The following is a 23,362-nucleotide window of genomic DNA, read 5'->3' on the forward strand; positions in this document are numbered from 1 at the left end:
TCACGCGTCCTTCTGCTTGGTGCCGAAGATCTTGTCACCGGCGTCGCCCAGACCCGGGATGATGTAACCGTGCTCGTTGAGCTTCTGATCGATGGACGCGGTGTAGATGATCACATCCGGGTGTGCCTTCTCGACCACCGCGATGCCTTCCGGCGCGGCGACCAGCACCATGGCGCGGATGTCCTTGCAGCCGGCCTTTTTCAGCAAGTCGATGGTGGCAACCATCGAACCGCCGGTGGCGAGCATCGGGTCGATGATCATGGCCAACCGTTCGTCGATTTCCGGTACCAGTTTTTCGAGGTAGGTGTGGGCTTCGAGGGTTTCCTCGTTGCGGGCAACGCCCACGGCGCTGACCTTGGCGCCCGGAATCAGGCTGAGTACACCTTCAAGCATGCCGATGCCGGCACGCAGGATCGGGACTACAGTAATCTTCTTGCCGGCGATTTTCTCGACCGACACAGTGCCGCACCAACCGTCTATATCGTAGGTTTCCAGCGGCAGGTCTTTGGTGGCTTCATAGGTCAACAGGGCACCGACTTCCTGAGCGAGCTCGCGGAAATTCTTGGTGCTGATGTCTGCACGGCGCATAAGGCCAAGTTTATGACGGATCAGCGGATGGCGGATCTCATGGATGGGCATGGGGAATGGCTCCGGCAGCAGGCAAAAAAACCGGCCTAGATTAATCTATCCGAGGGTGTTGTCCTATAGACATACAGTACGTTAGTCCACAAACGCTTGATCTGGCCGTTCGGGATGCGTACCTTTGCTCGCTTTTCCGAATCCGTCCCCCCTTGGAGAGCACCATGTCCGCTGATCTCGAGCATATCCGTCAAATCATGCGAGAGGCTGACTGCCTGTACACCGAAGCTGAAGTCGAAGCGGCCATCGCCCGCGTCGGTGCACAAATCAACGATCAACTGGCGGACAGCAACCCGGTGGTCTTCTGTGTGATGAACGGTGGGCTGATTTTCTCTGGCAAACTGCTGACTCACCTGCAGTTCCCGCTGGAAGCGTCCTACCTGCACGCCACCCGCTATCGCAACGAAACCAGCGGCGGCGAGCTCTTCTGGAAAGCCAAGCCGGAAATCTCGTTCATCGACCGTGACGTGCTGATCATTGACGACATTCTCGATGAAGGCCACACCCTGGGCGCGATCATCGATTTCTGCAAACACGCCGGCGCGCGCAAGGTGCACACCGCCGTGTTGATCGACAAGGACCACGACCGTAAGGCACGCCCGGACCTGAAGGCCGATTTCGTCGGTCTGCCGTGCATTGACCGCTACATCTTCGGTTACGGCATGGACTACAAAGGTTACTGGCGTAACGCCAACGGGATTTTTGCCGTTAAAGGCATGTAATTTCCGACAAGTCCGATCTCTGTGGGAGCTAGCCTGCTCGCTCCCACAGTAGATTTGTATGTGCTGATTCATCCGCGATACCCGTGCTAGAGTGCCCGGCCCCGAATCCGGAGCCTGTCATGAGCCTGTCTATCCGCGCCTGCGCTGCCCTGTTGCTGACCCTCAGCCTGCCGCTGGCCGCCGCGCCAATGCACAGTCAGTTCCTCCCGCCGGACGATCTGACCCTGCGAGATGCCGAGCCGGAGCAGCAGCAACTGATGCAGGTCACTGACTATTCGGTGGTGGTCGGAGCGCAACGTCAGTCCAATCAACAGCCGATTCCGGTTACTTCACCGCTGATGATCCGCCTCAAAGGCAAGTCCCTGAACAAGGGCGCGACGATCAATCAGGTGCTGGTCAGTTTTGATGGCGAAAGCAAAAGCCTGAAAAAACCGCTCTTCGACGACAAAAGCAAAACCCTCACGCTCTTCTACCCGCTGGCGCAATACCGGGTAGTCATCGATCTGCTGCGCAACGATACCGTCTACGTGCAGTTCCTCAGCTACGCCAATGGCCACATCTGGGCCGATTTGCACACCGGCAGCGTGCGCGCGCGTTGAGCCTTGAGCCCACGCAGGGGTAAACTGCCGGCCCCGTGTAATGTCTGCGAGCTGGAGTCGGCAATGCGTAAAGATAAGAAACAAGTGATTGGTGACGAGATCGGCGATGAGCAGATCAAGTTGTTCCTCGATTTCGAACCGGTCGACGCGACTTCTCCGTCCCTGCACAAACTGATCAAGGCCTACCGTGGCCTGCGTATCGACGATTTCGAGCGCTTCCTGACCTTCTTCGTCGAAGCCGGTTTTGACGTGGATGGCAAGGATGAACAGGGCAAGACCTTCGTTGACCTGATCCAGGATCAGCGCAACGCCCCGGATTACATCGAGCTGATCCAGAAGGCTCGCGGTTGAGGTCAGGCGCCCCTGTATTTGTGGCGAGGGAGCTTGCTCCCGCTTGAGTGCGAAGCACTCACAAGATTTTGGGGCCGCTTCGCAGCCCAGCGGGAGCAAGCTCCCTCGCCACAGAGGTCGGTGATCAGGAAATACCGATTTCCGACCAATAAAAACGCCCCGCCCTCAATGAGGACGGGGCGTTTTTTATTGGAGGCCGAATCAAGCGTAGCTTTCGGTCTCGCTGCTGGCTTCAACCAGTTCCAGGGCAACGTTGTTCTGCGCGTTGATCTTGCGGTACAGCGCAGCGTCGGTTTCCAGAACCTTTTCCCGAGCCGGGAAGATTTCTGCCAGTTTGGCAGCCCACTCGCCTTTGGCCTGGTTCGGGAAGCACTTCTCGATCAGCTCGAGCATGATCGATACGGTAACCGAAGCACCTGGCGAAGCACCAAGCAGGGCGGCAAGGGAGCCATCCTTCGCGGCCACCAGTTCGGTACCGAATTGCAGGATGCCGCCTTTTTTCGGGTCTTTCTTGATGATCTGCACCCGTTGGCCGGCCACTTCCAGGCGCCAGTCTTCGGCTTTCGCCTCAGGGTAGAAGCGACGCAGGGATTCCAGGCGCTGTTCCATGGACTGCATCACTTCGCTGACCAGGTACTTGGTCAGGTCCATGTTGTTTTTGGCCACCGCCAGCATCGGCCCGATGTTGCCGGCGCGAACCGACATCGGCAGGTCCATGAAGGAGCCGTGCTTGAGGAACTTGGTGGTGAAGCCGGCGTAAGGCCCGAACAGCAGGGACTTCTTGCCTTCGACCACACGGGTGTCCAGGTGCGGTACGGACATCGGCGGCGAACCCACGGCAGCCTGGCTGTAAACCTTGGCCTGGTGGTGCTTGACCACTTCGGGGTTGTCGCAACGCAGCCATTGGCCGCTGATCGGGAAGCCGCCGAAGCCTTTGCTTTCTTCGATGCCCGAAGCCTGCAACAGCGGCAGTGCCGCGCCGCCGGCGCCGAGGAAGACGAACTTGGCATCGACTTCACGGGTATTGCCGCTGTTGACGTCCTTGATGCTGACGGTCCAGCCGGCCTTGCTGCGCTTGAGGCCGGTTACACGCTTGCAGTACTTGACCTGGGCATCGGGTGCGCTGGTCAGGTGCTTGAGCAACTGGTTGGTCAGGGCGCCGAAGTTGACGTCGGTACCATTGATCACGCGGGTGGCGGCGAGGGTTTCGCCTGCATCACGCCCCGGCATCATCAACGGCATCCACTCGGCCATCTTGGCCTTGTCTTCGGTGTATTCCATGTCCGCGAAGGCGTGGTGCTTGCTCAGCACGTTGAAGCGTTCCTTGAGGAAGGACACGCCGCTGTCGCCTTGCACGAAACTCAGGTGAGGCACCGGGCTGATGAAGGATTTGCACGAGCCGAACGTGCCTTTGCGGGTCAGGTAGGACCAGAACTGTTTCGACACCTCGAACTGGGTGTTGATGTGCACGGCTTTCTTGATGTCGACGGTGCCATCAGCCGCTTGCGGCGTGTAGTTCAGCTCGCACAGGCCAGCGTGGCCGGTACCGGCGTTGTTCCACGGGTTGGAACTCTCCGCGGCACCGGAATCCATCAGCTCGACGACTTCCAGCTTGATCGCGGGGTCGAGCTCCTTGAGCAGGACTGCAAGGGTGGCACTCATGATGCCGGCCCCAACCAGTACTACATCAACTGCTTCGTTATGCGCCATTTAACGCGTCTCCAAAATCTGCAGCACCAAATTGACGGCATGGCTGCCAGGAGTGAGGGGCGTGTCAGTGTTGCCCCAGGAACCCATGGCAGGATCGCCATGTCCGAATCTTCGCAATTTTTTGCAACTTCGACGGACGCTACCTGCCGGGCTTATGAGTCCTATGAACTCATTTCAGCACACGTCAGGCAATTCGACTTATGGCCGAGACATCCGTTTGTGCAACCAAATCCGTAGCGGACAGGCTTCAGGCTCCGGTGTTCGAGGAATACTCGGTCCTGTGTCGTTGGGCTGTTGTAGACGCTAATGGTGCATGTTCAGACGCAAAACTATTCATTTGCTCGCCACACTCTTGTGAAGTTGTGAAAACCCGTTTTTTTCACGCTCTTTTGAAGACGTGAACCTCAAAAAGGGCTGTCCCAGCCTGGCACCGTGCCCAGAATGATTGCCGACACGGGATGCATGACGGCAAAACGGGCAAACAGCTCAGTGACCGAGCGTAATGACAGCTCTGCAGATTCGCGAAAAGTGGAGGTTTTGCTCAACGGAACAGCAAGCGCGCCAGCTTCACTCGATCTGTGTGGGCGGCTCTCTGTGGGCGGTGCGGGGTGCCAATACTCGCGTATTGGCGATGCTGCGAGGCCCGATCAGGAGACGTCCTTATAATCGGGGGGAGATTGTATCTAAGAAACGCAGTGAATTGGTCGTGTTTAATGACTTTTATTAGGCGTTCGGTCAGGTGGTCAGCAGTTGCTGCGCCCGTGAACGGGGCTGTTTGTGCTGCGAACTGACGCGAGCACTGGCTGGCAACGGTTGATTGAGCCAGTTCAGGCGGATTTCCTCGATTTCCACCCAGCCATCACCCATGGGTTGCAGGCTGCACTGTTTGAATGCCTGGCAGTGGCCGTTGCGGTCGAGCAAGGCGAAGCAGCGATGCAATGGGCGTGGCGCGAACAGCGAGATCAAATGGCGCATGGCGAAGCTCCTTGTTGGCGACTTTTTCTCAAGCATAGCTGCAAGCCGTGACGTACCGGTGTATGAGCGGTGACATCTGTGTGACAGGAACCGCGTTTCACAGGGTTTGTCAGATTATTCATCAAACACTGTGAGGCGCTGGTTCCCCGCACTGGCGCACCGCTATACTGCCGGCCTGTTTGTGCCTGATTCTGGAGAGAAAAGCATGTTGCAACGCCTGTTGTTCGGTTTGATCACTGTGACCAGTTTGACCCTTGTCGGCTGCGCCCACAGCCCGCAACAACTGAACCCGGAGCCCAAGCTGACGACCCAGTTGGCGCCGGTCGGCCATGGCCAGCCTGTTGTTGTACGTGTAGTGGACGGTCGTCCATCGCCAACCCTGGGCACCCGTGGTGGCCTGTACCCGGAGACCAGCGCAATCACCGTGCAGGGCGCGCAGATCCTGCCGAAGTTGCAGGCTCAGGCTGAAGCGGCAGTGCGACTGTTGGGCTTCACCCCGACCAACAACGCCATGAATGCGCCGCAACTGACCGTGACCCTGGCGGAGTTGAAGTATCAGTCGCCAAAAGAAGGCCTGTACGTGACCGAAGCCACCATCGGCGCGACCTTCCGCTCTGATGTGCAGAACGCCAACCGCCGCTACAGCGGTCGTTATGGCGCTTCCCTGGATCAGCGCTTCGGTATGGCGCCGAACCAGGAGACCAACACCAAGCTGGTCAGCGATGTGTTGAGCGATGCCCTGACTCGCCTGTTCAAGGACCCGACCGTGGGTCAGATCCTCGGCGAATAACGCGTCTCCAGATGTGAAAAAGCCCGGTGCCAGCGATGGCCCCGGGCTTTTTCATGGCCGCACAATCAACGTGGAGGAGCTGGTTTGCCAGCACGCTGGCGCCTGCAAGGTCTCTGCGGTGTCAGGCGGCTTCTGAATAGAAATCCAGCACGCTCACACCCGTCAGCAGATCGGTTTCCGGCAAATCGGCATGTTGATGCCCGCCCAGTGCGCAATACACCAGCCAGTGACGGTCCTGGACATTGAAGGCGAGGCTGCCGACGAGGGCTTGCTGTTCGTCGTTATGGGCGATGAGGTAGAGGCGATCCTGGTTTTCGGCGTGGAGCATGACGTGGTCCGTGTCGGTTTCGAGGCGCGCATGGTGGCCGATGCAGATGACGAAGCCGTGACTCAGGACAGCCATTGGTCAATTGACGGGTAATTTGTCGCAAAGGGGAGGGCAGGTCCGGGTGCTTTCGGTAGAATCCGCGCCGCACCTGCCGGTTCGGTAATTGCCACACCCGTTTTCCTGAGGTTTGTGATGTCGCTGCATCTGATGACGCTGTTTACCGCCCACCCCGCCAAATTGATCAATCTGCTGGCTTTGCTCTTTGCCTTCCCGGGTGGCTGGTTGCTGCACGCCACGCGTCGTCGTGAGCTGCGTGCCATGGCGCTTCAGGCTCAACGCCAGAACAGTTCGAGTGAAGAACTCACGCTGGATTGGGCGACTTCGCGGATGAACCGTTTTTTCTACATTTTCGGCTTTGCCTGCCTGGGCATGGCATTGCTGGTGTCGTGGATCAGCACGCAAGTCTAGAATTTCAGTCATAAAAAAAACGGCGCCCCAGGGCGCCGTTTTTCGTTGGGTTGAACGCCCTTAAAGCGGCAACCCGGCCTTCACCCGGTACTGATTGCGCACTGGCGTGGCGTATTGCAGCACCAGGAACGGGCGGTGCTCGGCTGGACAGGCATCGAGGCGTCGCTGCCATTCTTCCTGGGCCTTGGCCAACTCTTCGGCGGGGAACAGCTCGGCCGCTTGCGGCACCTGCAACTGTGCGTCTGCATCTTTCCACTGGGCATAAGCCAGGTAGTGCACCGGGAACAGGCGATACCCGCCGAGGATCTGTTTGTCCATTTCGATCGCCAATTGCTTGGTGTCTTCGAACAGCTCGGTGATCGGCGCGGCAAAGTTCACGTGCACCCGGCCCTTATAGCCGGTAATGCCCTTGGCGATGCTCACGTCGTCCTCCCCCGGAGCCTTGGTGTAGCTGCCGGTGGTGGCGCGGATGTACAGCTCACGGGCCTTGGCCTGGTCGCACGGGTCGTATTCGTAGCTGATCGACACCGGCGTGAGGTTCAGCGAGCGAATCACTTCGCCGAACGGCTCGTCCTTGCGGCTCATGTGGAACATCTTGAGGATCGCCGACTCGGTACGGTCGTCACCGTCCTTGGCCCGGCCTTCAGCCTGGGCAATCCAGATCGACGCGCAATCGTTGCGGATCGAATGGTTGATGTAGGCCGACAGCAACTGGTAGGCCGCCATCTTTTCCCGACGACCGCTGATCGAACGGTGCACGATGAAGCTCTTGTTCAAGCGCATCAGGTCGCTGACGAAAGGCTTCTGTAGCAGGTTGTCGCCGATGGCAATGCGTGGCGTCGGCAGGCCGGCGTGGTACACGGCATAGTTGACGAAAGCCGGGTCCATCACGATGTCGCGGTGGTTGGCGATGAACAGGTAGGCGCTGCCTGACTTGAATTGTTCGACGCCGGTATAGGTCACGCCGTCGGTGGCCCGCTCGATGGTGTGGTCGACATAGACCTCGACCTTGTCCTGCAAGGTCGCAACCGAAGTGACGCCGGCGAACTCGCGGCGCAGTCGATGAGCTATAAGAGGTTTGAGCATCCAGCCGAGCGCACCGGCAAAGCGCGGGAAGCGGAAGTGGGTGAGGATATCTAGAAACGCCTTGTCGCCGAGCAGCCTGTCCAGTACTGCCGGGACTTCGCTGTCGTCGTAAGGTCGGATGGCATCGAATTCGCCCATCATGCTCTCTTGTTAGAAACGGCTAGGGTAAGTAAAGGTTTTGATCGAAAACCGGCGGGGCACGGTCTGAAAAAGTAGCCAGACAAAAATAGCCCTGCAAATAGACCGGCGATTATACGCACAAGTCACTTGGGAGACCGCGATGCTGGAAAACGCGCAGTATGAATGTCCGTATTGTGGTGAAGAAGTCGAGACGACGCTGGACCTGTCCGGGGGCGATCAGACCTATATCGAGGATTGTCAGGTGTGCTGTCGGCCGATCACCTTTGTACTGCAGGTTCACGAAGATGAGTGGCACCTCGAAGTGTTCAGTGAAAACGAGTGAGGGGCGTGTATGCAACGCATCTACGAGCCGGAAAACCTGATGGAAGGCGAATTGCTGCAAGGCATGCTCGCCAGTGAGGGTATCGAGGCGCATCTGGTGGGGCGTGACTTGCTCGGCGGCAGTGGTGAGCTGCCGATCTTTGGCTTGCTGGGCCTATCGGTCGATAACGACCAGGCCGAATACGCCCGCGAGCTGATCAGCGCGTACAATGCCGCGCTGCCGCTGCCTGGCGATGAACCGGACAGCTTCCCCGGCACGCTGGTCTGTTAGGCTGGCGTTCGTTTGATCAAGAGCCGTGTTGCCCCATGTGTGGACGTTATGCCCTGTTTCGCTGGAATCCCGCCTTCGCGGCCCTGCCCGGTTTTCCTGCCGATCAGCAGGCGCAGTGGAACATTTCCCCCAACGATTCGGTGTTGATGCTGCGGGCCGGGCCTGACGGGCAGCGCACGCTGGCCCGCGCCCGTTGGGGTCTGACGCCGCCCTGGCTGACCGATCTGTCGCGCACACCCGCGCACGCCCGGGCCGAAACCGTTGCCGAACAACCGATGTTTCGCCAGGCCTTGCGCGAACGCCGCTGCCTGCTGCCGGCCAACGGCTTTTACGAATGGCGCGGGACCACCCGTAAGCGCCCGTTCTGGCTGACGCCGGGGGAGGGTTCCTCGTTGTTTTTTGCGGCGATCTGGGAAGCGTACCCGGTGCAGGAGCAGGTGTGGCTAAGCACCGCCGTCATTACGCAGCCGGCGGCGAGCCAGCGTCGGCCGCTGATTCTCGATGAGGCGGGGCAGGCGGCATGGCTCGATCCCGACACCCCGCTGCATGCCTTGCAGGCATTGTTGGCCAGCGAGCCCGCTGCGTTGCGCGAGCGGGTGCTGGCCAATATGGTCAATGATCCGAAACTCAATGGGCCGGAGTGTCTGACCCCGGGTTGAGTGCTTCGGTGGGCCCCTTGAATCAAACCCTGAACTGATTGATCAACCGCCGCTGCTGTTCGGCCAATTTGGTCAGGCCGGCACTGGCCGCACTCGATTCATCCGCGCCACCGGCCACTTCATTGGCCACCTGGCCAATGTTGATCACGTTGCGGTTGATGTCGTCGGCCACCGCACTTTGTTCCTCGGCCGCACTGGCGATCTGGGTGTTCATGTCATTGATCACCGACACCGCCTGAGTAATGGTTTCCAGCGCTTCGGCGGCCTTGGACGCATGCAGGACGCTCTCGTCCGTGCGGTTCTGGCTGTCTTCCATGACCCGCACGACATCCCGCGTGCCTTGCTGCAACTGCTGGATCATGGTCTGGATTTCTTCGGTGGCCTTCTGGGTCTTCTGCGCCAGGTTACGCACTTCGTCGGCCACCACGGCAAAGCCGCGACCCTGTTCACCCGCGCGCGCCGCCTCGATGGCTGCGTTGAGGGCCAGCAGGTTGGTCTGCTCGGCGATGCCGCGAATAGCGGTGAGGATGGCGTTGATGTTTTCGCTGTCCTTGGCCAGGGTCTGCACCACGCCGACCGCGCGACCGATTTCCACGGCCAGGGCGCCAATCGAGTTCGAGGTGTCACGCACAACCTGCATGCCCTGGCTGGCTGCCTGATCCGCATGGCTGGCGGCTTGCGCGGCCTGGGTCGCGTTGCGCGCCACGTCCTGAGCCGTAGCGGTCATTTCCTGTACGGCGGTGGCGACCTGATCGATCTCGGCCATTTGTTTCTGCACACCGATGTTGGTGCGAATGGCGATGTCGGCGGTGTGTTCCGATGAATCGCTGACACTCTGCACCGACGTCACCACCTGGGTGATCATCGCCTGCAACTTGGTCAGGAAGGTGTTGAAGCCTTTGGCAATCGAGCCCAGTTCATCGGCGCGATCGCTGGTCAGGCGACGAGTGAGGTCGCCTTCGCCCTGGGCGATGTCGTCGAGCATGGCGACCATCTGCTTGAGCGGACGGGCGATGCCGTGACCGACCAGCCAGATCACCAGCAAACCTAGACCGGCAATCAGCAGGCCGACCATGGCCATGCCGAAGGTGTCGGATTTGCGCTGGCTATCCAGGTCGGCCTGGAGTTTTTGCAGGTCGGCCATCACCGCGTTCAGCGGCAATTGCAGCATCAGGGTCCAGCGGGCGTCGGTCTGGCCGATGCCAAAGGGCAGGTACAGTTCGATCCGGCCTTGCGCCTTGTCCACGGTGTAGGTGACCTCGCCGCGTTTGAGATTGGCCATGTTGGCAATCTGTTTGCTGTCGAGAATATCGCTGACCTTTTCGCCGAACTTGCTCGGGTCTTTGGTGTAGGCGACGATCCGGCCATTGCCGCCGATCAGCGCCATCTCTCCGGCACCGCTGTAGAGCTTCTGGTTGGCGCCCAGGAGCATTTCCTGGATGAAGTTCACCGACAGGTCAGCGCCGACGATGCCCTGGAAGGCGCCGTTGAGCATGATCGGTTCAATAAAGGAGGCGAGCATGACCACTTTGTCGCCGACCTTGTACGGTGCGGGGTCGATCACGCAGGATTTTTTGGTCTCTTTCGAGCACAGGTAGTACTCGCTGGCGCGTACGCCAGTGGACAGGGTTTTCTGGTCGTCGACATCCACCAGCTTGTCCAGGCCGAGGGTGCCGTCGTCATTGCGGAACCACCAGGGCAGAAAGCGCCCGTTGGCGGCGTCGATGCCGACCACTTTGGTGCCGACGTAGGCGGCATCGTTGTGATCCAGTGCGTTGGTTTCCCAGCCGATGTAGGAGCCGAGGATTTTCGGGTTCTTGACCACGTTTTCCTTGATCAGACCGATCAACTGTTCGCGGCTCAGGCTCAGCGACGGCTTGCCATCGGCATCCGGAGTGCCGATCAGGGCATTGACCCGGACCAGTCCGCCGGCAATCAGCAACGGCGCTTCGAGCTCTCGTTGAATCTGGCTGACCTGGGTTTGCGCCAGGGACGTCAGGCGTTGTTCGATCACTTGCTCGAATTGTGCCTGAGTCCGTTGCTGGACCATGTCTTGGGTCCGTGCGCCCGAAAACAGCGCGTACACCACCAGCGCTGCCACAACACTGAGGACGATGGCGCCGGCAAGGGCCGCCACGGAAAACTGGATCGACTTGAACTTCATGGAGGCTCCACGGGCGAAAGGACGTCTGCGGAGGTGTATCGGCAGGGTGCCCGGTGGGCATGAGCGTGGGGTGGTAAAATGACGGCGTTTCAACTGCCGGATGTCGCAAATAAATCGGCGCGCGGCGCGATCGGCTGCAGTCTGTCGGCGAGTGTGAATTTTTTCCTGCAATGACGAGAGCTTTTCTGGAATTTCGCGTCTTACGTCCATTGTATCTGGCGTCGATACATTTCCACGCCTAGGATACGCGGCATGTATTCAGGGAGTTTTTTGATGAGCAAGATTCTGGTTATCGGCGCATTGAGCGCAGCTCTGCTGCTCGCCGGTTGTCAATCGGTCAACACCACCAATGCCGGTGCCGTGGGCGTTGAGCGCAAGCAGTACATGTTCAGCATGCTGTCCTCGCAGGAAGTCGACCAGATGTACGCGCAGTCGTATCAGAAGACTGTCGGCGAAGCCTCAACCAAGGGCGTGCTGGACAAGACCAGCAATGACGCCAAACGCATCCAGGCGATTGCCGATCGCCTGATTGCCCAGGCGCCGGTGTTCCGTCCGGACGCGGCCCAGTGGAAGTGGGAAGTCAATTTGATCAAGAGCGATGAACTCAACGCCAACTGTGGCCCTGGGGGCAAGATCATCTTTTACACCGGGCTGATCGACAGCCTGCAACTGACCGACGATGAGATTGCTGCGGTGATGGGCCATGAAATCGCCCACGCCCTGCGTGAGCATGGTCGTGAAGCGATGTCCAAGGCTTATGGCATCGAAATGGCCAAGCAGGGCGCGGGTGCCTTGCTCGGTCTGGGTCAGGACAGCCTGGCGCTGGCCGACACCGTGGCCAACTACGGCATGACCTTGCCCAACAGTCGCGCCAATGAAAACGAGGCCGACCTGATTGGCCTGGAGCTGGCCGCGCGCGCCGGTTACAACCCGAATGCCGCGATCACCCTGTGGAACAAAATGAGCAAGGCCTCCGAAGGCGCGCCACCGGAGTTCATGAGCACTCACCCGGCATCGTCCAGTCGTATTGCAGCGTTGCAGGCGGCGATTCCGAAGGTCATGCCGCTTTACAACAGCGCCAAGAAGTAAGCTGCTAGCTGCAAGTTGGAAGCAGATCCGCTGCGCTTCCAACTTGCGGCTTATCACTTGTAGCTTGCTGCTGCTTCAAACCCACCCACTGCTCTGCATCGCCTTGTACACGGCCACAATCGCCAGGATGAAGAACGCCGAGGCAGCCAGGCGACGGATCAGGGTCAGTGGCAGTTTGTCGGCGGCAAAATTACCCGCCAAAACCACTGGCACGTTGGCAATCAGCATGCCGAGGGTGGTGCCGATGATGACCAGCCACAACTCCGGATATTGCGCGGCGAGCATCACCGTGGCGATCTGTGTCTTGTCGCCGATTTCCGCCAGGAAGAAGGCGATCAGGGTGGTCAGGAACGGTCCGAACTTGCGTGCGGTGCTGGCTTCGTCGTCGTCCATCTTGTCCGGCACCAGGGTCCACAGTGCGGTGGCGGTGAAGCTCGCCGCGAGGATCCAGTGCAGTAACGTATCCGAGAAGAAACTGCCCACCCAGGCGCCGACTGCACCGGCTGCGGCGTGGTTGGCCAGGGTCGCGGCGACGATACCGGCAATGATCGGCCAGGGCTTGCGGAAGCGGGCGGCGAGAATGAGCGCGAGCAGTTGCGTCTTGTCGCCGATTTCGGCCAAGGCAACGATTGCGGTAGGAACGAGAAGTGAATCCAGCATCAGGGGTTTTCCTAAGGGGCGGGTCGACACGGCTATGACACGTACAGCCTTCCCGCCCCGGGTAAGGTGTGCGTGTCATAGGTCTTGTCAAACCCTGGCGATCCGTCTGATGCGGACGCTTGGGTCGCACACGCCATGGTCTGAGGACCAAGTATGTTGACGTATGCCGGACGAGCATGGTGCTCGTGGGAGACTACTCCCCTAGGACGGAGCGGATTCTGCCTTCGCAAAATCCATTCGGCAAGCCTTCTTTTTCAAAAAGTTGTTAACTGCGTTTGGCCCGGTAGATCCTGAAACCCTGTCCTTCGGCCTTGATCGCACAGACGCCCAGGTGCTCTTCGATCAGGGGCTGGTACTTCAGGAAGCTGTTGGCAACAAGCCGAAGTTCGCCACCATTTTTCAGATGTTTGGCTGCTTTTCGCAGCAAATTTTCCGTCGCGAAATAATTGGTATGCACCCCGACATGGAACGGCGGGTTGCTCAAAATGGCGCTCAACCCCATCGGTGCCGCATCGATGCCGTCACCGGTAATCACCTCCGCTTCCAGACCATTGGCTGCCAGGGTCAGGCGACTGCTGGCGGCGGCAAATGCATCCACGTCGAGCATCGTCACCTGATTGTGCGGGTAACGACGCTTTACCGCCGCACCCAACACACCGGCGCCGCAGCCGAAGTCGAGCAAGTGACCGCCAGGTAGTTTGTCCAGGTGTTCGAGCAACAGCGCGCTGCCCTTATCCAGCCGACCATGGCTGAACACACCGGGCAGGCTGATGACTTTCAACGGCCCCTCGGCCAAGGGCAACTCGTAGGTCTGGGCCAGGCTTTCCAGCGGTTTGGCCTCTGGCGCATTGGCCACCGTCACCAGCCAGAGCTGGCAATGGCGCGCGCTGTCGAGCTTGCGCGGTTTGCCGAACGGGTTGAGTTGCTTGGCGGCGCCTTCGACGCCGCTTTTCTTCTCGCCGACCAGATAGAGTTCGCGACCAGCCAGCCGCGAGGCGAGGGCGTTGAGGATGTAGTCGGTCAGGTCCTTGGACTTGGGCAGGAACACCACGGCGCTGTCGAATTCGCGCTCGGGTGCATTCACGCCAAAATGGCTGCGCCCGGCGAAGCGCGCATCCAATGCCGCCTGATCACCGGCATGCCAGCACCAGCCGTGGGCGTCGGGCAGGCGCCCCAACAGATCGTCGGCGGGCAAACCGGCCAGCAGCACCGAGCCCTGGAATAACTCGGCCTGACGAAGCAGTACTTCACTGCGCGGATCCATAACTGCTCCTGTGGAAAAAAGTGCCGCAGTTTATCAACTGACGACCCGCAGCGCCTTACCGCTGAAGTACCCCCGGGCATTTTCGCTGACCTGGCCAACGATTCGCTGGCGGGCTTCGCGACTGCCCCAGGCGTTGTGCGGGGTGACGATCAGGCGCGGGATGTCGTCGGCCAGCAACGGATTGCCGTTGACCGGGGGTTCGACGCTCAACACGTCCGTGGCGGCGCCGCCCAGATGACCGTTGCGCAGGGCATCGGCCAGCGCCTGTTCATCGATCAGGCCACCACGTGCCGTGTTGACCAGGAAAGCGCCAGGCTTCATCAGGGCCAGTTCACGGGCACCGATGAAATGACGGGTGTGTTCGTTGAGTGGGCAGTGCAGGGTCAGCGCGTCGACTTGCGGCAGCAGCTCATCCAGCGGCAGTCTGTCCGGCCGGGCAGGGCGCCCGGGAATCTGTCCGAGGACCACGCGCATGCCGAAGGCCTCGGCCAGTTTTGCCACAGCACCGCCCAGTTCGCCGTGGCCGAGCAAGCCAAGGGTTTTGCCCTCGAGTTCGACAATCGGGTAGTCCAGCAAGCAGAACTGCCGGGCCTGTTGCCAGCGCCCTTCGCCCACGGCTTTCTGGTAATCGGTCAGGCGTGTGGCCAGGTTGAGCAGCAGCATGATCGTGTGTTGGGCCACCGATGGCGTGCCATAGCCCTGGCAGTTGCACACGGTAATCCCGTGGGCGCGGGCGGCGGCGAGGTCGACGTTGTTGGTGCCGGTGGCCGTGATCAGGATCAGTTTCAGCTCGGGGCTGGCGGCCATGGCGGCGGCATCGATGAGGATCTTGTTACTGATGGCAACAGTGGCCCCCTTGAGGTGCTCGATCACTTGATCGGGCAGGGTCTGGGCGAACAGCTGCAAATCGCTGAAGCAATCGCGCAAAGGACTGAGGTCAAGGTCACCGAGATCCAGAGACGGATGGTCGAGGAAAACGGCGCGGCGAGTGTTCGTCATCAACTGTACCTTTTGTGCATTGAACTGAAGGCGTAATCTGCCGAGCCTACCAGATGAAATGATTCGTTACGCTTGGCCTGAAGGAGCCTTCATGTACTGGACAGAGTTCTTGACCGTTGCCCTGATTCACCTGCTGGCCGTTGCGAGCCCCGGCCCGGACTTTGCCGTGGTGGTGCGTGAGAGCGTGACCCACGGCCGTCGCGCCGGTACCTGGACCGCGTTGGGCGTCGGCACGGCGATTTTCCTGCACGTCGGTTATTCGTTGCTGGGTATTGGCCTGATCGTGTCGCAGTCGATCGTGCTGTTCAATGCGTTGAAATGGGCGGCTGCCGCGTACTTGTTGTACATCGGCTACAAGGCCCTGCGCGCTCAACCGGCCAAGCCTGTTGCAGATGACCTGCACAAGGAAGCGGGCATTCGTACCGCCCGTGGCGCCTTCACCTCAGGCTTCGTGACCAATGGCCTGAACCCGAAAGCCACGCTGTTTTTCCTCTCGCTGTTCACCGTGGTGATCAATCCGCACACGCCGCTGGCAGTGCAGGCCGGTTACGGTGTTTACCTGGCGGTGGCGACAGCGACCTGGTTCTGTATGGTGGCGATGTTGTTCAGCCAGCAACGTGTGCGCGCCGGCTTCGCTCGCATGGGGCACTGGTTTGACCGGACCATGGGGGCGGTACTGATCGCGATCGGCGTGAAACTCGCGTTTACAGAAATGCACTGAGGTTGTTCGAGATGGTCGCGGCGCAACGTGCCGCGACCGGCATGACGGTTACCGGGACTGGGCCGCAGCCGTCTGACGCTGGCGGGCGTAGTTCAGAAAACCATCCATGTCGTCACTGCACAGCTTTGGCGAGACTGCTTTGACTTCCTCCATGGGCCATTCCCACCACGCACAGGCGAGTAGTTCCTGACGTACTTCCTCGTCAAAGCGCCAGCGGATATGTCGACACGGGTTGCCCCCGACGATGGCATAAGGTTCGACGTCCCGGGTCACGACGGCGCCCGCGGCCACGACCGCACCATGCCCGATGGTCACGCCGGATAAAATCATGACATCGGCACATATCCAGCAATCGCTGCCGATCACCACGTCGCCTTTGGTGGGGCTGCAACCGGGGATGTCCCGGGCCTCGTCGATCATCAGCGGAAACGGAAAGGTGCTGACCCAGTCGGTACGATGCCCGCCACCCAGGAGGATCTTCACACCTTCGGCAATCGAAGTGTAGGAACCGACTTTAAGAATGGTGTCGTCGCCAAACTCCATGACCTGCGGAATGCCATAGGTGCCTACGCCGATCTCATATTTGGGATAACGAAGGCGTATTTTTTCCGGTCCCCGGTGCAGTTTTTCCAGGCGCTTGAGATGTTTTCTGGTTTTTCGTTCTTTTAATTTTTCGAGAAATTTCATGCGCAGGGCCTGGGAAGCGGAGGCGTGTGGAGGGGTTGTCGATCAGCGATGGAAAATCAGCCGGCGCATGCGGCGCAAACTGGTTCTGTTCAAGTGGCGCCAAGGGATCGAACGCAGCAGTTGCCACGCTTCTTTCTTGTCTTCGATCACGGCGTATTTGAGCGCCTTGTTGACCAGGTGCGTACGTGCGCTCAGATAATCCGGATGATTGGCGTAAGGCGCGATGGCATCCAGATCCGCCTGCAACAGCACCTTGTACTTGCGCGACAAGTTGTTTGGATGGCGGCGGTAACGCGTCACGCACACCGGCAGTTCATGCACTTCATAGCCCAGGCGGGCAATCCGCAGGGTGATCTGAAAGTCCTGAACGCGCAGGTTCGGTGCGTAGAAGCCGGCCTGGCGCATGGCGCTCATTCGGTACAGCGCAACCGGAGCGCCGATGACCACGGCATGGCGCAGGATCTCGTCGAAGGTGTAGGTGCGGACCTTGGTACGTTGTTGCTGTTTCAGAGTGTTGCCATCGCTGTCCATGTAGATGATCAGCGCCCCGACGCAACCCACCCTCGGGTTTTTGTCCAGGTAGTCGGCACGGACACTCAAGGAGTGGGGCAGCATGATGTCGTCGAGATCGGGCGTGGAGACGTAGACACCCTTGGCGTAACGCAAGCCATGGTTGAGTGCTGCGCTGACACCCTGATTTCGCTGGGTATACAGCTGGAAATCATAGGTTTTCTGCAGCTCGCGAAGCATCTCGATGCTGTTGTCGCTGGAGCCGTCGTCGACAATGATGACTTCAAAATTCGGGTACTGCTGGGCGAAGATGCTTTTGATCGCTTCTTCCAGGTATTTCTCCGCGTTATAACAAGGCGCCACGATGGAAATCAGTGGTGCTGGCGACACGGATTGGTCTTGAGGAGCTGCTGCTTCAGTGTTCATTTGTTCTTTGCAGTACCGATGGCGTTTGACAAGAAAGGCCTGGTTGCAGGGTTCCCGACTTTGAAGATGGAAGGACAAGTAAGTCAACGAGTGGCAGCTTACCGGTAGCTTCGTTGTATCGGTAGTGTTACGTGGATCTCAATAGCGTTACTGTCATCGAATCCCGCGTTTTATAGGCACCGGTAACAAAAAAATCATTTGGAACGCTTCGAGTGGTAGCTCAGGGCCATCATTTTTTGCCCCGGCCAAATCATTCCTTTGGCTGATTTGGCTGCTGATCAAGCGCACTAAAGTGCAGGCTTTCAGTCACGACCGTGCAGTCAGAAAAAGGGATTATTATGTTGCAGACTCGCGTTATTCCCCCGGCCGAAGGCGCTTATCAGTACCCGCTGCTGATCAAGCGACTGTTGATGTCCGGTGCACGTTACGAGAAAACCCGCGAGATTATCTACCGCGACAAGTTGCGGTATGGCTACCCGACCCTGATCGAGCGGGTAGCCCGGCTGGCAAATGTGCTCACAGCGGCTGGGGTCAAGCCCGGTGATGCGGTGGGGGTGATGGACTGGGACAGCCATCGTTACCTGGAATGCATGTTTGCCATCCCGATGATCGGCGCGGTGATCCATACCATCAACGTGCGCCTGTCGCCGGAACAGATCCTCTACACCATGAACCACGCCGAGGACCGCTTCGTGCTGGTCAACAGTGAGTTCGTGGGTTTGTACAAAGCCATTGAAGGGCAGTTGACCACAGTCGAAAAGACTTTGCTGTTGACCGACCTGCCAGAGAAAACCGCTGATTTGCCCAACCTGGTCGGTGAATACGAACAGTTGCTGGCGGCTGCGAGCACCACGTACGACTTCCAGGACTTCGACGAAAACTCGGTGGCAACCACCTTCTACACCACCGGCACCACCGGCAATCCCAAAGGCGTGTACTTCACCCATCGGCAACTGGTGCTGCACACCATGGGCGTGGCGACCATCATGGGCGCCATCGACAGCGTGCGCCTGCTGGGCACCAATGACGTGTACATGCCGATCACTCCGATGTTCCACGTGCATGCCTGGGGCCTGCCTTACCTGGCGACCATGCTCGGGCTCAAGCAGGTCTATCCTGGCCGCTACGATCCGGAATACCTGGTGGAGCTGTGGCGGCGGGAAAAGGTCACGTTTTCCCACTGCGTACCGACCATCCTGCAGATGGTACTCAACGCCAAGGCTGCACAAGGCACCGACTTTGGCGGCTGGAAAATCGTCATCGGCGGCAGTGCACTCAATCGCACGCTTTACGAAACTGCCAAGGCCAGGGGCATTCAATTGACGGCGGCTTACGGCATGTCGGAAACCGGGCCATTGGTTTCGTGTGCACACCTCAACGATGAGCTGATGGCCGGCACCGAAGACGAACGCACCACCTACCGGATCAAGGCCGGTGTGCCGGGGCCACTGGTGGAAGCCGCAATTGTCGATACCGAGGGCAACTTCCTCCCGGCCGATGGCGAAACCCAGGGCGAACTGGTGCTGCGTGCGCCGTGGCTGACCGAGGGCTACTTCAACGAACCACAGAAAGGCGCAGAGCTCTGGGCCGGTGGCTGGCTGCATACCGGTGACGTGGCGACCCTCGACAGCATGGGCGTGATCGATATTCGCGACCGAATCAAGGACGTGATCAAGACGGGCGGCGAGTGGATTTCATCCCTCGACCTGGAAGACCTGATCAGTCGTCATGCGGCGGTACGTGAAGTAGCGGTGGTGGGCATTCCCGACCCACAGTGGGGCGAGCGGCCGTTCGCCCTGCTGGTGGTCCGTGAAGGCCACGAAATCGGCGCTCGGGAACTCAAGGAACACCTCAAGCCATTCGTGGAACTGGGGCACCTGAGCAAGTGGGCGATCCCAAGCCAGATCGCGCTTGTTACTGAAATTCCCAAGACCAGCGTCGGCAAGCTCGACAAGAAGCGCATTCGGGTCGACATCACCGAATGGCAGGCCACCAACAGCACCTTCCTCTCCACGCTTTAAGCCGTTTCTGGCGTGCCCGAAAGGGCGCGCCAAGCCCACCAAGCAAGCGCTTGGCTTGTCAAATCGAATTTTTCAGCCATCCTTGCCGTGCCGACGGGCGTCGGCCTGGCGAAAGGACTGTTCCAGAGTGGCTGGCGGGTGCAAATCACACTTTAGAGGGATCAAGCACTACTACCTGCTGGCTATAGTCCGTTCAAGGATTTTTAGAAACGGAGCAACCGCACACTCGGGGGCGATGCAACTTTGGAATGACTTTGGGATGCCATGGCTCCCGGTTATCCACAGCGTTTTTAGAAGTGCTCACTGCCATAACAATAAAATGCACATGGAGTAGCGTCGATGACATCAGTAAACCAGTTCTGGCGCCGGGCGAAGTTGCCTCTGGCCGTCAGTCTTGCCTCTACGCTCGCCGGGCCAGCATTCGGCGTCAGTTTCAACGTTGGTGAAATCGAGGGTCAGTTCGACTCGTCCCTGTCGATTGGTGCCAGTTGGTCTACTCAACAGCCGAACAAGAACCTCATTGGCGTCAACAACGGCGGCCACGGTCTGTCGCAGACTTCCGATGACGGTCACTTGAACTTCAAGAGCGGGGAAACCTTCTCGAAGATCTTCAAAGGCATCCATGACCTTGAATTGAAATACGGCGACACCGGCGTGTTTGTCCGGGGCAAATACTGGTACGACTTCGAACTGAAAGACGAAAGCCGTCCGTTCAAGGACATCAGCGACGACAACCGCAAAGAGGGCGCCAAGTCTGCGGGCGCCGAAATGCTCGACGCCTTCGTCTATCACAACTATTCCATTGCCGATCAGCCGGGCTCCGTGCGCCTGGGCAAACAAGTGGTCAGCTGGGGTGAAAGTACCTTTATCGGCGGCGGCATCAACTCGATCAACCCGATTGACGTGTCCGCGTTCCGTCGTCCAGGCGCCGAGATCAAGGAAGGCCTGATCCCGGTCAACATGTTCTATGTGTCCCAGAGCCTCACCGAAAACCTGTCGGCTGAAGCCTTCTACCAACTGGAGTGGGACCAGACTGTCGTCGACAACTGCGGCACCTTCTTCTCCCAGCCAGACATCGTCGCTGACGGTTGCGACAACAACCTGCGCGTGCTGAACAAACGCTCGACCATTCCGGCCGCTGCCCTGCCGACGCTGACCGCCCTGGGCGTGAACGTCGACAACGAAGGCGTACTGGTGCGCCGTGCCGGCGACCGCGATGCGCGGGACAGCGGTCAGTGGGGTGCATCCTTCAAGTACATGTTCGACCCGCTGGACACCGAATTCGGTGCCTACTTCATGAACTACCACAGCCGCGCACCGATCTTCAGTGCCACCGGCGCACCGGCTTCGGCCTATGCCCGTGTAGGCGCTCTGCCGGCACAATTGCAAGCGCTGGCGCCGTTGATCATCGCGGGCAACTCGAACTACTTCATCGAGTATCCGGAAGACATTCGCCTCTACGGCCTGAGCTTCTCCACCACCCTGCCTACCGGTACGGCGTGGAGCGGTGAAATCAGCTACCGTCCGAATGCGCCGGTGCAGCTCAACACCACCGATATCCTGTTCGCCGGCGTCCGTCCGCTGGGCCGTGGCAACCCGAACAACCCATTGACCAACGCTTCGTTGCTCAACGGCGTACCGGGCCAGGACCTGCACGGTTACAACCGTAAGGAAATCACCCAGTTCCAGACCACCCTGACGCACTTCTTCGATCAGGTCATGGGCGCCCAGCGCCTGACCCTGGTGGGTGAAGTGGGCGTGACTCACGTCGGTGGCCTCGAGGATTCTTCCGACGTGCGTTATGGCCGTGATCCGGTCTACGGTCCGGGCGATCTGCCTTCGACCGGTGGCGCCAACACCTGCGTACTGCTCAATACCAGCACCATCGCTGGTGCCGGTCCAGGCGCGGCGACCAACAACCTCAGCCGCAACTGCACCGACGAAGGTTTCACCACGGCGACTTCGTGGGGTTACCGCGCTCGTGCGATCTGGGACTACAACGACGTGTTTGCCGGTGTAAACCTCAAGCCAAACGTGGCCTGGTCCCATGACGTGAGCGGTTACTCGCCTGGCCCTGGCGGCAACTTCGAGGAAGGTCGCAAAGCGGTCAGCCTGGGTGTTGATGCCGAGTATCAGAACACCTACACCGCGAGCCTGAACTACACCAACTTCTTCGACGGCAAGTACACCACTGTGGATGACCGCGATTTCGTCGCGCTCAGCTTCGGCGTGAACTTCTAAACACTGTTTTCAGGACGAATGCACTTATGAAAATAACAAAGAGTCTGTTCCACGCCAGTGTTCTGGGGCTTTCGCTGCTGGCGACCAGCGTCATGGCGGCAGTGCCTCAAGCCGAGGCGGACAAACTGGGCAAGAGCCTGACGCCGATGGGCGCCGAAATGGCGGGTAACGCCGACGGTTCGATTCCGGCCTGGAAGCCGCTGGCGAAGAACGCCGGCACTGTCGACAGCAAAGGTTTCCTGTCCAATCCATTTGCCAGTGAAAAACCGCTGTTCACCATCACCGCGCAGAACGTCGAGCAGTACAAGGACAAGCTTGCTCCGGGCCAGTACGCGATGTTCAAGCGCTACCCGGACACCTTCAAGATGCCGGTCTACCCGTCCCATCGCGGTTCTACCGTGCCGGATGAGGTGTTTGCCGCGATCAAGAAGAACGCCACCAACACCAACCTGGTGTCTGGCGGTAACGGTCTGGAAAACTTCGATACCGCCGTACCGTTCCCGATTCCAAAGACCGGTGTGGAAGTGATCTGGAACCACATCACCCGCTATCGCGGCGGCAGCGTGACCCGTCTGGTGACCCAGGCCACGCCGCAAGCCAACGGTTCGTTCAGCCTGGTGTACTTCGAAGACCAGTTCGTGTTCCGCGACAAGATGAAGGATTACGATCCGAAAAACCCGGGCAACATCCTGTTCTACTTCAAGCAGAAAGTGACTGCGCCGGCACGTCTGGCCGGTGGTGTGCTGCTGGTGCACGAAACCCTCGACCAGGTGAAAGAGCCTCGCTCGGCGTGGGTGTACAACGCCGGTCAACGTCGTGTGCGTCGTGCCCCACAAGTGTCCTATGACGGTCCGGGTACCGCAGCCGATGGCCTGCGTACCTCCGACAACCTGGACATGTACAACGGTGCGCCGGATCGCTACGACTGGAAGCTCGAAGGCAAGAAAGAGATGTACATCGCCTCCGACAGCTACAAGCTCGACGATCCGAACCTGAAGTACGCCGACATCATCAAGGCCGGTCACATCAACCAGGACCTGGCTCGCTATGAGTTGCGCCGCGTCTGGCACGTGGTCGCGACCTTGAAGGAAGGTCAGCGCCACATCTACGCCAAGCGTGACTTCTACATCGACGAAGACACCTGGCAAGCAGCGGTCATCGACCACTACGACGGTCGTGGTCAGCTGTGGCGTGTCGCCGAAGCCCATGCCGAGGACTACTACGACAAGCAAGTGCCGTGGTATGCCCTCGAGACCCTGTACGACCTTCAATCGGGCCGTTACCTGGCGCTGGGCATGAAGAACGAAGAGAAGTCGGCCTACAACTTCGGCTTCCAGGCCACCACCAGCGACTTCACGCCGGCCGCGCTGCGTCAGGATGGTGTTCGCTGATATGAGTTGAAGAGAGGCCGCATCCTCTGAAGAAACGCCCCGACTGGTTCGGGGCGTTTTTTTTGTGTGTAGACTTTTTGTAGCCATTTGTAGCAATTACCTTCAATAGCTGTTCGTTTACAGCTAGTC

The 23,362-nt window shown here is 59.3% G+C and carries 24 protein-coding genes, 1 pseudogene and 1 riboswitch; of the genes and pseudogenes, 13 read left to right on the top strand and 12 right to left on the bottom strand.

The annotated features are described in order from the left end of the window. A complete protein-coding gene (upp, locus tag EIY72_RS17775) occupies nucleotides 1–639 on the bottom strand; it encodes a uracil phosphoribosyltransferase (RefSeq protein ID WP_093213754.1) in 639 nt (212 codons plus the stop codon). Between the two features lie 164 nt (nucleotides 640–803). On the opposite strand from upp, the gene EIY72_RS17780 reads away from it, so the two are divergent. The 3 genes from EIY72_RS17780 (at nucleotide 804) to EIY72_RS17790 (ending at nucleotide 2,311) form a co-directional block, all read left to right on the top strand. Further along, nucleotides 804–1,361, top strand: coding sequence for a hypoxanthine-guanine phosphoribosyltransferase (locus EIY72_RS17780; RefSeq protein WP_093213758.1), 558 nt, complete (start codon nucleotides 804–806; stop codon nucleotides 1,359–1,361). A 119-nt stretch (nucleotides 1,362–1,480) separates the two neighbouring features. Further along, the gene (locus EIY72_RS17785) at nucleotides 1,481–1,960 is read left to right on the top strand and encodes a hypothetical protein (RefSeq protein WP_093213763.1); all 480 of its coding nucleotides are present in this window, start codon (nucleotides 1,481–1,483) and stop codon (nucleotides 1,958–1,960) included. 63 nt (nucleotides 1,961–2,023) lie between these two features. Continuing rightward, a complete protein-coding gene (locus tag EIY72_RS17790) occupies nucleotides 2,024–2,311 on the top strand; it encodes a PA4642 family protein (protein WP_093213768.1) in 288 nt (95 codons plus the stop codon). Between the two features lie 201 nt (nucleotides 2,312–2,512). Here the strand turns inward: EIY72_RS17790 and mqo are convergent, their stop codons facing one another. Together mqo and EIY72_RS17800 are read right to left on the bottom strand one after the other, a co-directional pair. Then, nucleotides 2,513–4,021 (bottom strand): malate dehydrogenase (quinone), encoded by a 1,509-nt coding sequence (gene mqo, locus EIY72_RS17795; protein ID WP_093213773.1) that lies wholly within the window; start codon nucleotides 4,019–4,021, stop codon nucleotides 2,513–2,515. A gap of 735 nt (nucleotides 4,022–4,756) precedes the next feature. Further along, nucleotides 4,757–4,996, bottom strand: coding sequence for a hypothetical protein (locus tag EIY72_RS17800; RefSeq protein WP_093213778.1), 240 nt, complete (start codon nucleotides 4,994–4,996; stop codon nucleotides 4,757–4,759). A 205-nt stretch (nucleotides 4,997–5,201) separates the two neighbouring features. Here EIY72_RS17800 and EIY72_RS17805 point away from each other — a divergent pair, with 205 nt between their 5' ends. Beyond that, nucleotides 5,202–5,786, top strand: a complete 585-nt coding sequence (locus EIY72_RS17805; protein WP_093213783.1) for a YajG family lipoprotein — start codon at nucleotides 5,202–5,204, stop codon at nucleotides 5,784–5,786. Nucleotides 5,787–5,907: 121 nt separating this feature from the next. Here EIY72_RS17805 and EIY72_RS17810 read toward each other — a convergent pair whose 3' ends face one another. Next, the gene (locus EIY72_RS17810; RefSeq protein ID WP_093230283.1) at nucleotides 5,908–6,114 is read right to left on the bottom strand and encodes a hypothetical protein; all 207 of its coding nucleotides are present in this window, start codon (nucleotides 6,112–6,114) and stop codon (nucleotides 5,908–5,910) included. Between the two features lie 192 nt (nucleotides 6,115–6,306). Here EIY72_RS17810 and EIY72_RS17815 point away from each other — a divergent pair, with 192 nt between their 5' ends. Further along, entirely contained in the window at nucleotides 6,307–6,582 is a 276-nt protein-coding gene (locus EIY72_RS17815) for a hypothetical protein (RefSeq protein WP_093213788.1), read from the top strand. A 60-nt stretch (nucleotides 6,583–6,642) separates the two neighbouring features. On the opposite strand, the gene EIY72_RS17820 is transcribed toward EIY72_RS17815, so the two are convergent. Next, nucleotides 6,643–7,809: a 1-acyl-sn-glycerol-3-phosphate acyltransferase gene (locus tag EIY72_RS17820; RefSeq protein WP_093213793.1), complete on the bottom strand. Its 1,167-nt coding sequence runs from the start codon at nucleotides 7,807–7,809 to the stop codon at nucleotides 6,643–6,645. A 139-nt stretch (nucleotides 7,810–7,948) separates the two neighbouring features. On the opposite strand from EIY72_RS17820, the gene EIY72_RS17825 reads away from it, so the two are divergent. From EIY72_RS17825 to EIY72_RS17835, 3 genes are read left to right on the top strand one after another with little or no spacing between them, the layout of a single operon-like run. Beyond that, entirely contained in the window at nucleotides 7,949–8,131 is a 183-nt protein-coding gene (locus tag EIY72_RS17825) for a CPXCG motif-containing cysteine-rich protein (RefSeq protein ID WP_093213798.1), read from the top strand. Nucleotides 8,132–8,140: 9 nt separating this feature from the next. Continuing rightward, nucleotides 8,141–8,401 (top strand): putative signal transducing protein, encoded by a 261-nt coding sequence (locus EIY72_RS17830; RefSeq protein ID WP_093213803.1) that lies wholly within the window; start codon nucleotides 8,141–8,143, stop codon nucleotides 8,399–8,401. Nucleotides 8,402–8,436: 35 nt separating this feature from the next. Beyond that, nucleotides 8,437–9,060 (top strand): SOS response-associated peptidase, encoded by a 624-nt coding sequence (locus EIY72_RS17835; protein WP_093213807.1) that lies wholly within the window; start codon nucleotides 8,437–8,439, stop codon nucleotides 9,058–9,060. 22 nt (nucleotides 9,061–9,082) lie between these two features. Here EIY72_RS17835 and EIY72_RS30370 read toward each other — a convergent pair whose 3' ends face one another. Continuing rightward, complete coding sequence (locus EIY72_RS30370) at nucleotides 9,083–9,925, bottom strand: methyl-accepting chemotaxis protein (protein ID WP_371315381.1); 843 nt, start codon at nucleotides 9,923–9,925, stop codon at nucleotides 9,083–9,085. 12 nt (nucleotides 9,926–9,937) lie between these two features. Then, nucleotides 9,938–11,434 (bottom strand): annotated as a pseudogene (locus tag EIY72_RS30375) (methyl-accepting chemotaxis protein); the annotation flags it as partial. 63 nt (nucleotides 11,435–11,497) lie between these two features. On the opposite strand from EIY72_RS30375, the gene EIY72_RS17845 reads away from it, so the two are divergent. Then, nucleotides 11,498–12,313: a M48 family metallopeptidase gene (locus tag EIY72_RS17845; RefSeq protein ID WP_093213815.1), complete on the top strand. Its 816-nt coding sequence runs from the start codon at nucleotides 11,498–11,500 to the stop codon at nucleotides 12,311–12,313. Between the two features lie 75 nt (nucleotides 12,314–12,388). Here EIY72_RS17845 and EIY72_RS17850 read toward each other — a convergent pair whose 3' ends face one another. From EIY72_RS17850 to EIY72_RS17860, 3 genes are all read right to left on the bottom strand, one after another. Next, nucleotides 12,389–12,973 (bottom strand): TMEM165/GDT1 family protein, encoded by a 585-nt coding sequence (locus EIY72_RS17850; protein ID WP_077044959.1) that lies wholly within the window; start codon nucleotides 12,971–12,973, stop codon nucleotides 12,389–12,391. Between the two features lie 89 nt (nucleotides 12,974–13,062). Then, nucleotides 13,063–13,188: riboswitch (yybP-ykoY riboswitch) on the bottom strand. 50 nt (nucleotides 13,189–13,238) lie between these two features. Then, the gene (locus EIY72_RS17855) at nucleotides 13,239–14,237 is read right to left on the bottom strand and encodes a class I SAM-dependent methyltransferase (protein ID WP_093213819.1); all 999 of its coding nucleotides are present in this window, start codon (nucleotides 14,235–14,237) and stop codon (nucleotides 13,239–13,241) included. A gap of 33 nt (nucleotides 14,238–14,270) precedes the next feature. Then, nucleotides 14,271–15,236 carry a 2-hydroxyacid dehydrogenase gene (locus tag EIY72_RS17860; protein ID WP_093213824.1) on the bottom strand — a complete coding sequence of 322 codons (966 nt, stop codon included), beginning with the start codon at nucleotides 15,234–15,236 and terminating at the stop codon, nucleotides 14,271–14,273. A gap of 91 nt (nucleotides 15,237–15,327) precedes the next feature. Here EIY72_RS17860 and EIY72_RS17865 point away from each other — a divergent pair, with 91 nt between their 5' ends. Further along, nucleotides 15,328–15,957: a LysE family translocator gene (locus EIY72_RS17865; protein WP_093213828.1), complete on the top strand. Its 630-nt coding sequence runs from the start codon at nucleotides 15,328–15,330 to the stop codon at nucleotides 15,955–15,957. Nucleotides 15,958–16,005: 48 nt separating this feature from the next. Here the strand turns inward: EIY72_RS17865 and EIY72_RS17870 are convergent, their stop codons facing one another. Both EIY72_RS17870 and EIY72_RS17875 read right to left on the bottom strand, forming a co-directional pair. Further along, on the bottom strand, nucleotides 16,006–16,644 hold the full coding sequence (locus EIY72_RS17870; protein ID WP_093213831.1) for a CatB-related O-acetyltransferase: 639 nt from the start codon (nucleotides 16,642–16,644) through the stop codon (nucleotides 16,006–16,008). Nucleotides 16,645–16,686: 42 nt separating this feature from the next. Then, entirely contained in the window at nucleotides 16,687–17,580 is an 894-nt protein-coding gene (locus EIY72_RS17875) for a glycosyltransferase family 2 protein (protein WP_093213836.1), read from the bottom strand. Nucleotides 17,581–17,918: 338 nt separating this feature from the next. Between EIY72_RS17875 and EIY72_RS17880 the strand changes: the two genes are divergently transcribed. From EIY72_RS17880 to EIY72_RS17890, 3 genes are all read left to right on the top strand, one after another. Beyond that, complete coding sequence (locus tag EIY72_RS17880) at nucleotides 17,919–19,601, top strand: fatty acid--CoA ligase (protein ID WP_093213842.1); 1,683 nt, start codon at nucleotides 17,919–17,921, stop codon at nucleotides 19,599–19,601. Nucleotides 19,602–19,940: 339 nt separating this feature from the next. Further along, a complete protein-coding gene (locus tag EIY72_RS17885) occupies nucleotides 19,941–21,842 on the top strand; it encodes a DUF1302 domain-containing protein (protein WP_093213848.1) in 1,902 nt (633 codons plus the stop codon). Between the two features lie 26 nt (nucleotides 21,843–21,868). Then, nucleotides 21,869–23,233: a DUF1329 domain-containing protein gene (locus EIY72_RS17890; protein ID WP_093213853.1), complete on the top strand. Its 1,365-nt coding sequence runs from the start codon at nucleotides 21,869–21,871 to the stop codon at nucleotides 23,231–23,233. Nucleotides 23,234–23,362 lie beyond the last annotated feature (129 nt).

Source organism: Pseudomonas vancouverensis (assembly GCF_004348895.1).
In the GTDB taxonomy this organism is placed as follows: Bacteria; Pseudomonadota; Gammaproteobacteria; order Pseudomonadales; family Pseudomonadaceae; genus Aquipseudomonas; species Aquipseudomonas vancouverensis.

Coding starts and splice junctions, on each gene's coding strand:
- upp (WP_093213754.1), bottom strand. CDS start 639: ATGCCCATCCATGAGATCCGCCATCCGCTGATCCGTCATAAACTTGGC.
- EIY72_RS17780 (WP_093213758.1), top strand. CDS start 804: ATGTCCGCTGATCTCGAGCATATCCGTCAAATCATGCGAGAGGCTGAC.
- EIY72_RS17785 (WP_093213763.1), top strand. CDS start 1,481: ATGAGCCTGTCTATCCGCGCCTGCGCTGCCCTGTTGCTGACCCTCAGC.
- EIY72_RS17790 (WP_093213768.1), top strand. CDS start 2,024: ATGCGTAAAGATAAGAAACAAGTGATTGGTGACGAGATCGGCGATGAG.
- mqo (WP_093213773.1), bottom strand. CDS start 4,021: ATGGCGCATAACGAAGCAGTTGATGTAGTACTGGTTGGGGCCGGCATC.
- EIY72_RS17800 (WP_093213778.1), bottom strand. CDS start 4,996: ATGCGCCATTTGATCTCGCTGTTCGCGCCACGCCCATTGCATCGCTGC.
- EIY72_RS17805 (WP_093213783.1), top strand. CDS start 5,202: ATGTTGCAACGCCTGTTGTTCGGTTTGATCACTGTGACCAGTTTGACC.
- EIY72_RS17810 (WP_093230283.1), bottom strand. CDS start 6,114: ATGCTCCACGCCGAAAACCAGGATCGCCTCTACCTCATCGCCCATAAC.
- EIY72_RS17815 (WP_093213788.1), top strand. CDS start 6,307: ATGTCGCTGCATCTGATGACGCTGTTTACCGCCCACCCCGCCAAATTG.
- EIY72_RS17820 (WP_093213793.1), bottom strand. CDS start 7,809: ATGATGGGCGAATTCGATGCCATCCGACCTTACGACGACAGCGAAGTC.
- EIY72_RS17825 (WP_093213798.1), top strand. CDS start 7,949: ATGCTGGAAAACGCGCAGTATGAATGTCCGTATTGTGGTGAAGAAGTC.
- EIY72_RS17830 (WP_093213803.1), top strand. CDS start 8,141: ATGCAACGCATCTACGAGCCGGAAAACCTGATGGAAGGCGAATTGCTG.
- EIY72_RS17835 (WP_093213807.1), top strand. CDS start 8,437: ATGTGTGGACGTTATGCCCTGTTTCGCTGGAATCCCGCCTTCGCGGCC.
- EIY72_RS30370 (WP_371315381.1), bottom strand. CDS start 9,925: ATGATCACCCAGGTGGTGACGTCGGTGCAGAGTGTCAGCGATTCATCG.
- EIY72_RS17845 (WP_093213815.1), top strand. CDS start 11,498: ATGAGCAAGATTCTGGTTATCGGCGCATTGAGCGCAGCTCTGCTGCTC.
- EIY72_RS17850 (WP_077044959.1), bottom strand. CDS start 12,973: ATGCTGGATTCACTTCTCGTTCCTACCGCAATCGTTGCCTTGGCCGAA.
- EIY72_RS17855 (WP_093213819.1), bottom strand. CDS start 14,237: ATGGATCCGCGCAGTGAAGTACTGCTTCGTCAGGCCGAGTTATTCCAG.
- EIY72_RS17860 (WP_093213824.1), bottom strand. CDS start 15,236: ATGACGAACACTCGCCGCGCCGTTTTCCTCGACCATCCGTCTCTGGAT.
- EIY72_RS17865 (WP_093213828.1), top strand. CDS start 15,328: ATGTACTGGACAGAGTTCTTGACCGTTGCCCTGATTCACCTGCTGGCC.
- EIY72_RS17870 (WP_093213831.1), bottom strand. CDS start 16,644: ATGAAATTTCTCGAAAAATTAAAAGAACGAAAAACCAGAAAACATCTC.
- EIY72_RS17875 (WP_093213836.1), bottom strand. CDS start 17,580: ATGAACACTGAAGCAGCAGCTCCTCAAGACCAATCCGTGTCGCCAGCA.
- EIY72_RS17880 (WP_093213842.1), top strand. CDS start 17,919: ATGTTGCAGACTCGCGTTATTCCCCCGGCCGAAGGCGCTTATCAGTAC.
- EIY72_RS17885 (WP_093213848.1), top strand. CDS start 19,941: ATGACATCAGTAAACCAGTTCTGGCGCCGGGCGAAGTTGCCTCTGGCC.
- EIY72_RS17890 (WP_093213853.1), top strand. CDS start 21,869: ATGAAAATAACAAAGAGTCTGTTCCACGCCAGTGTTCTGGGGCTTTCG.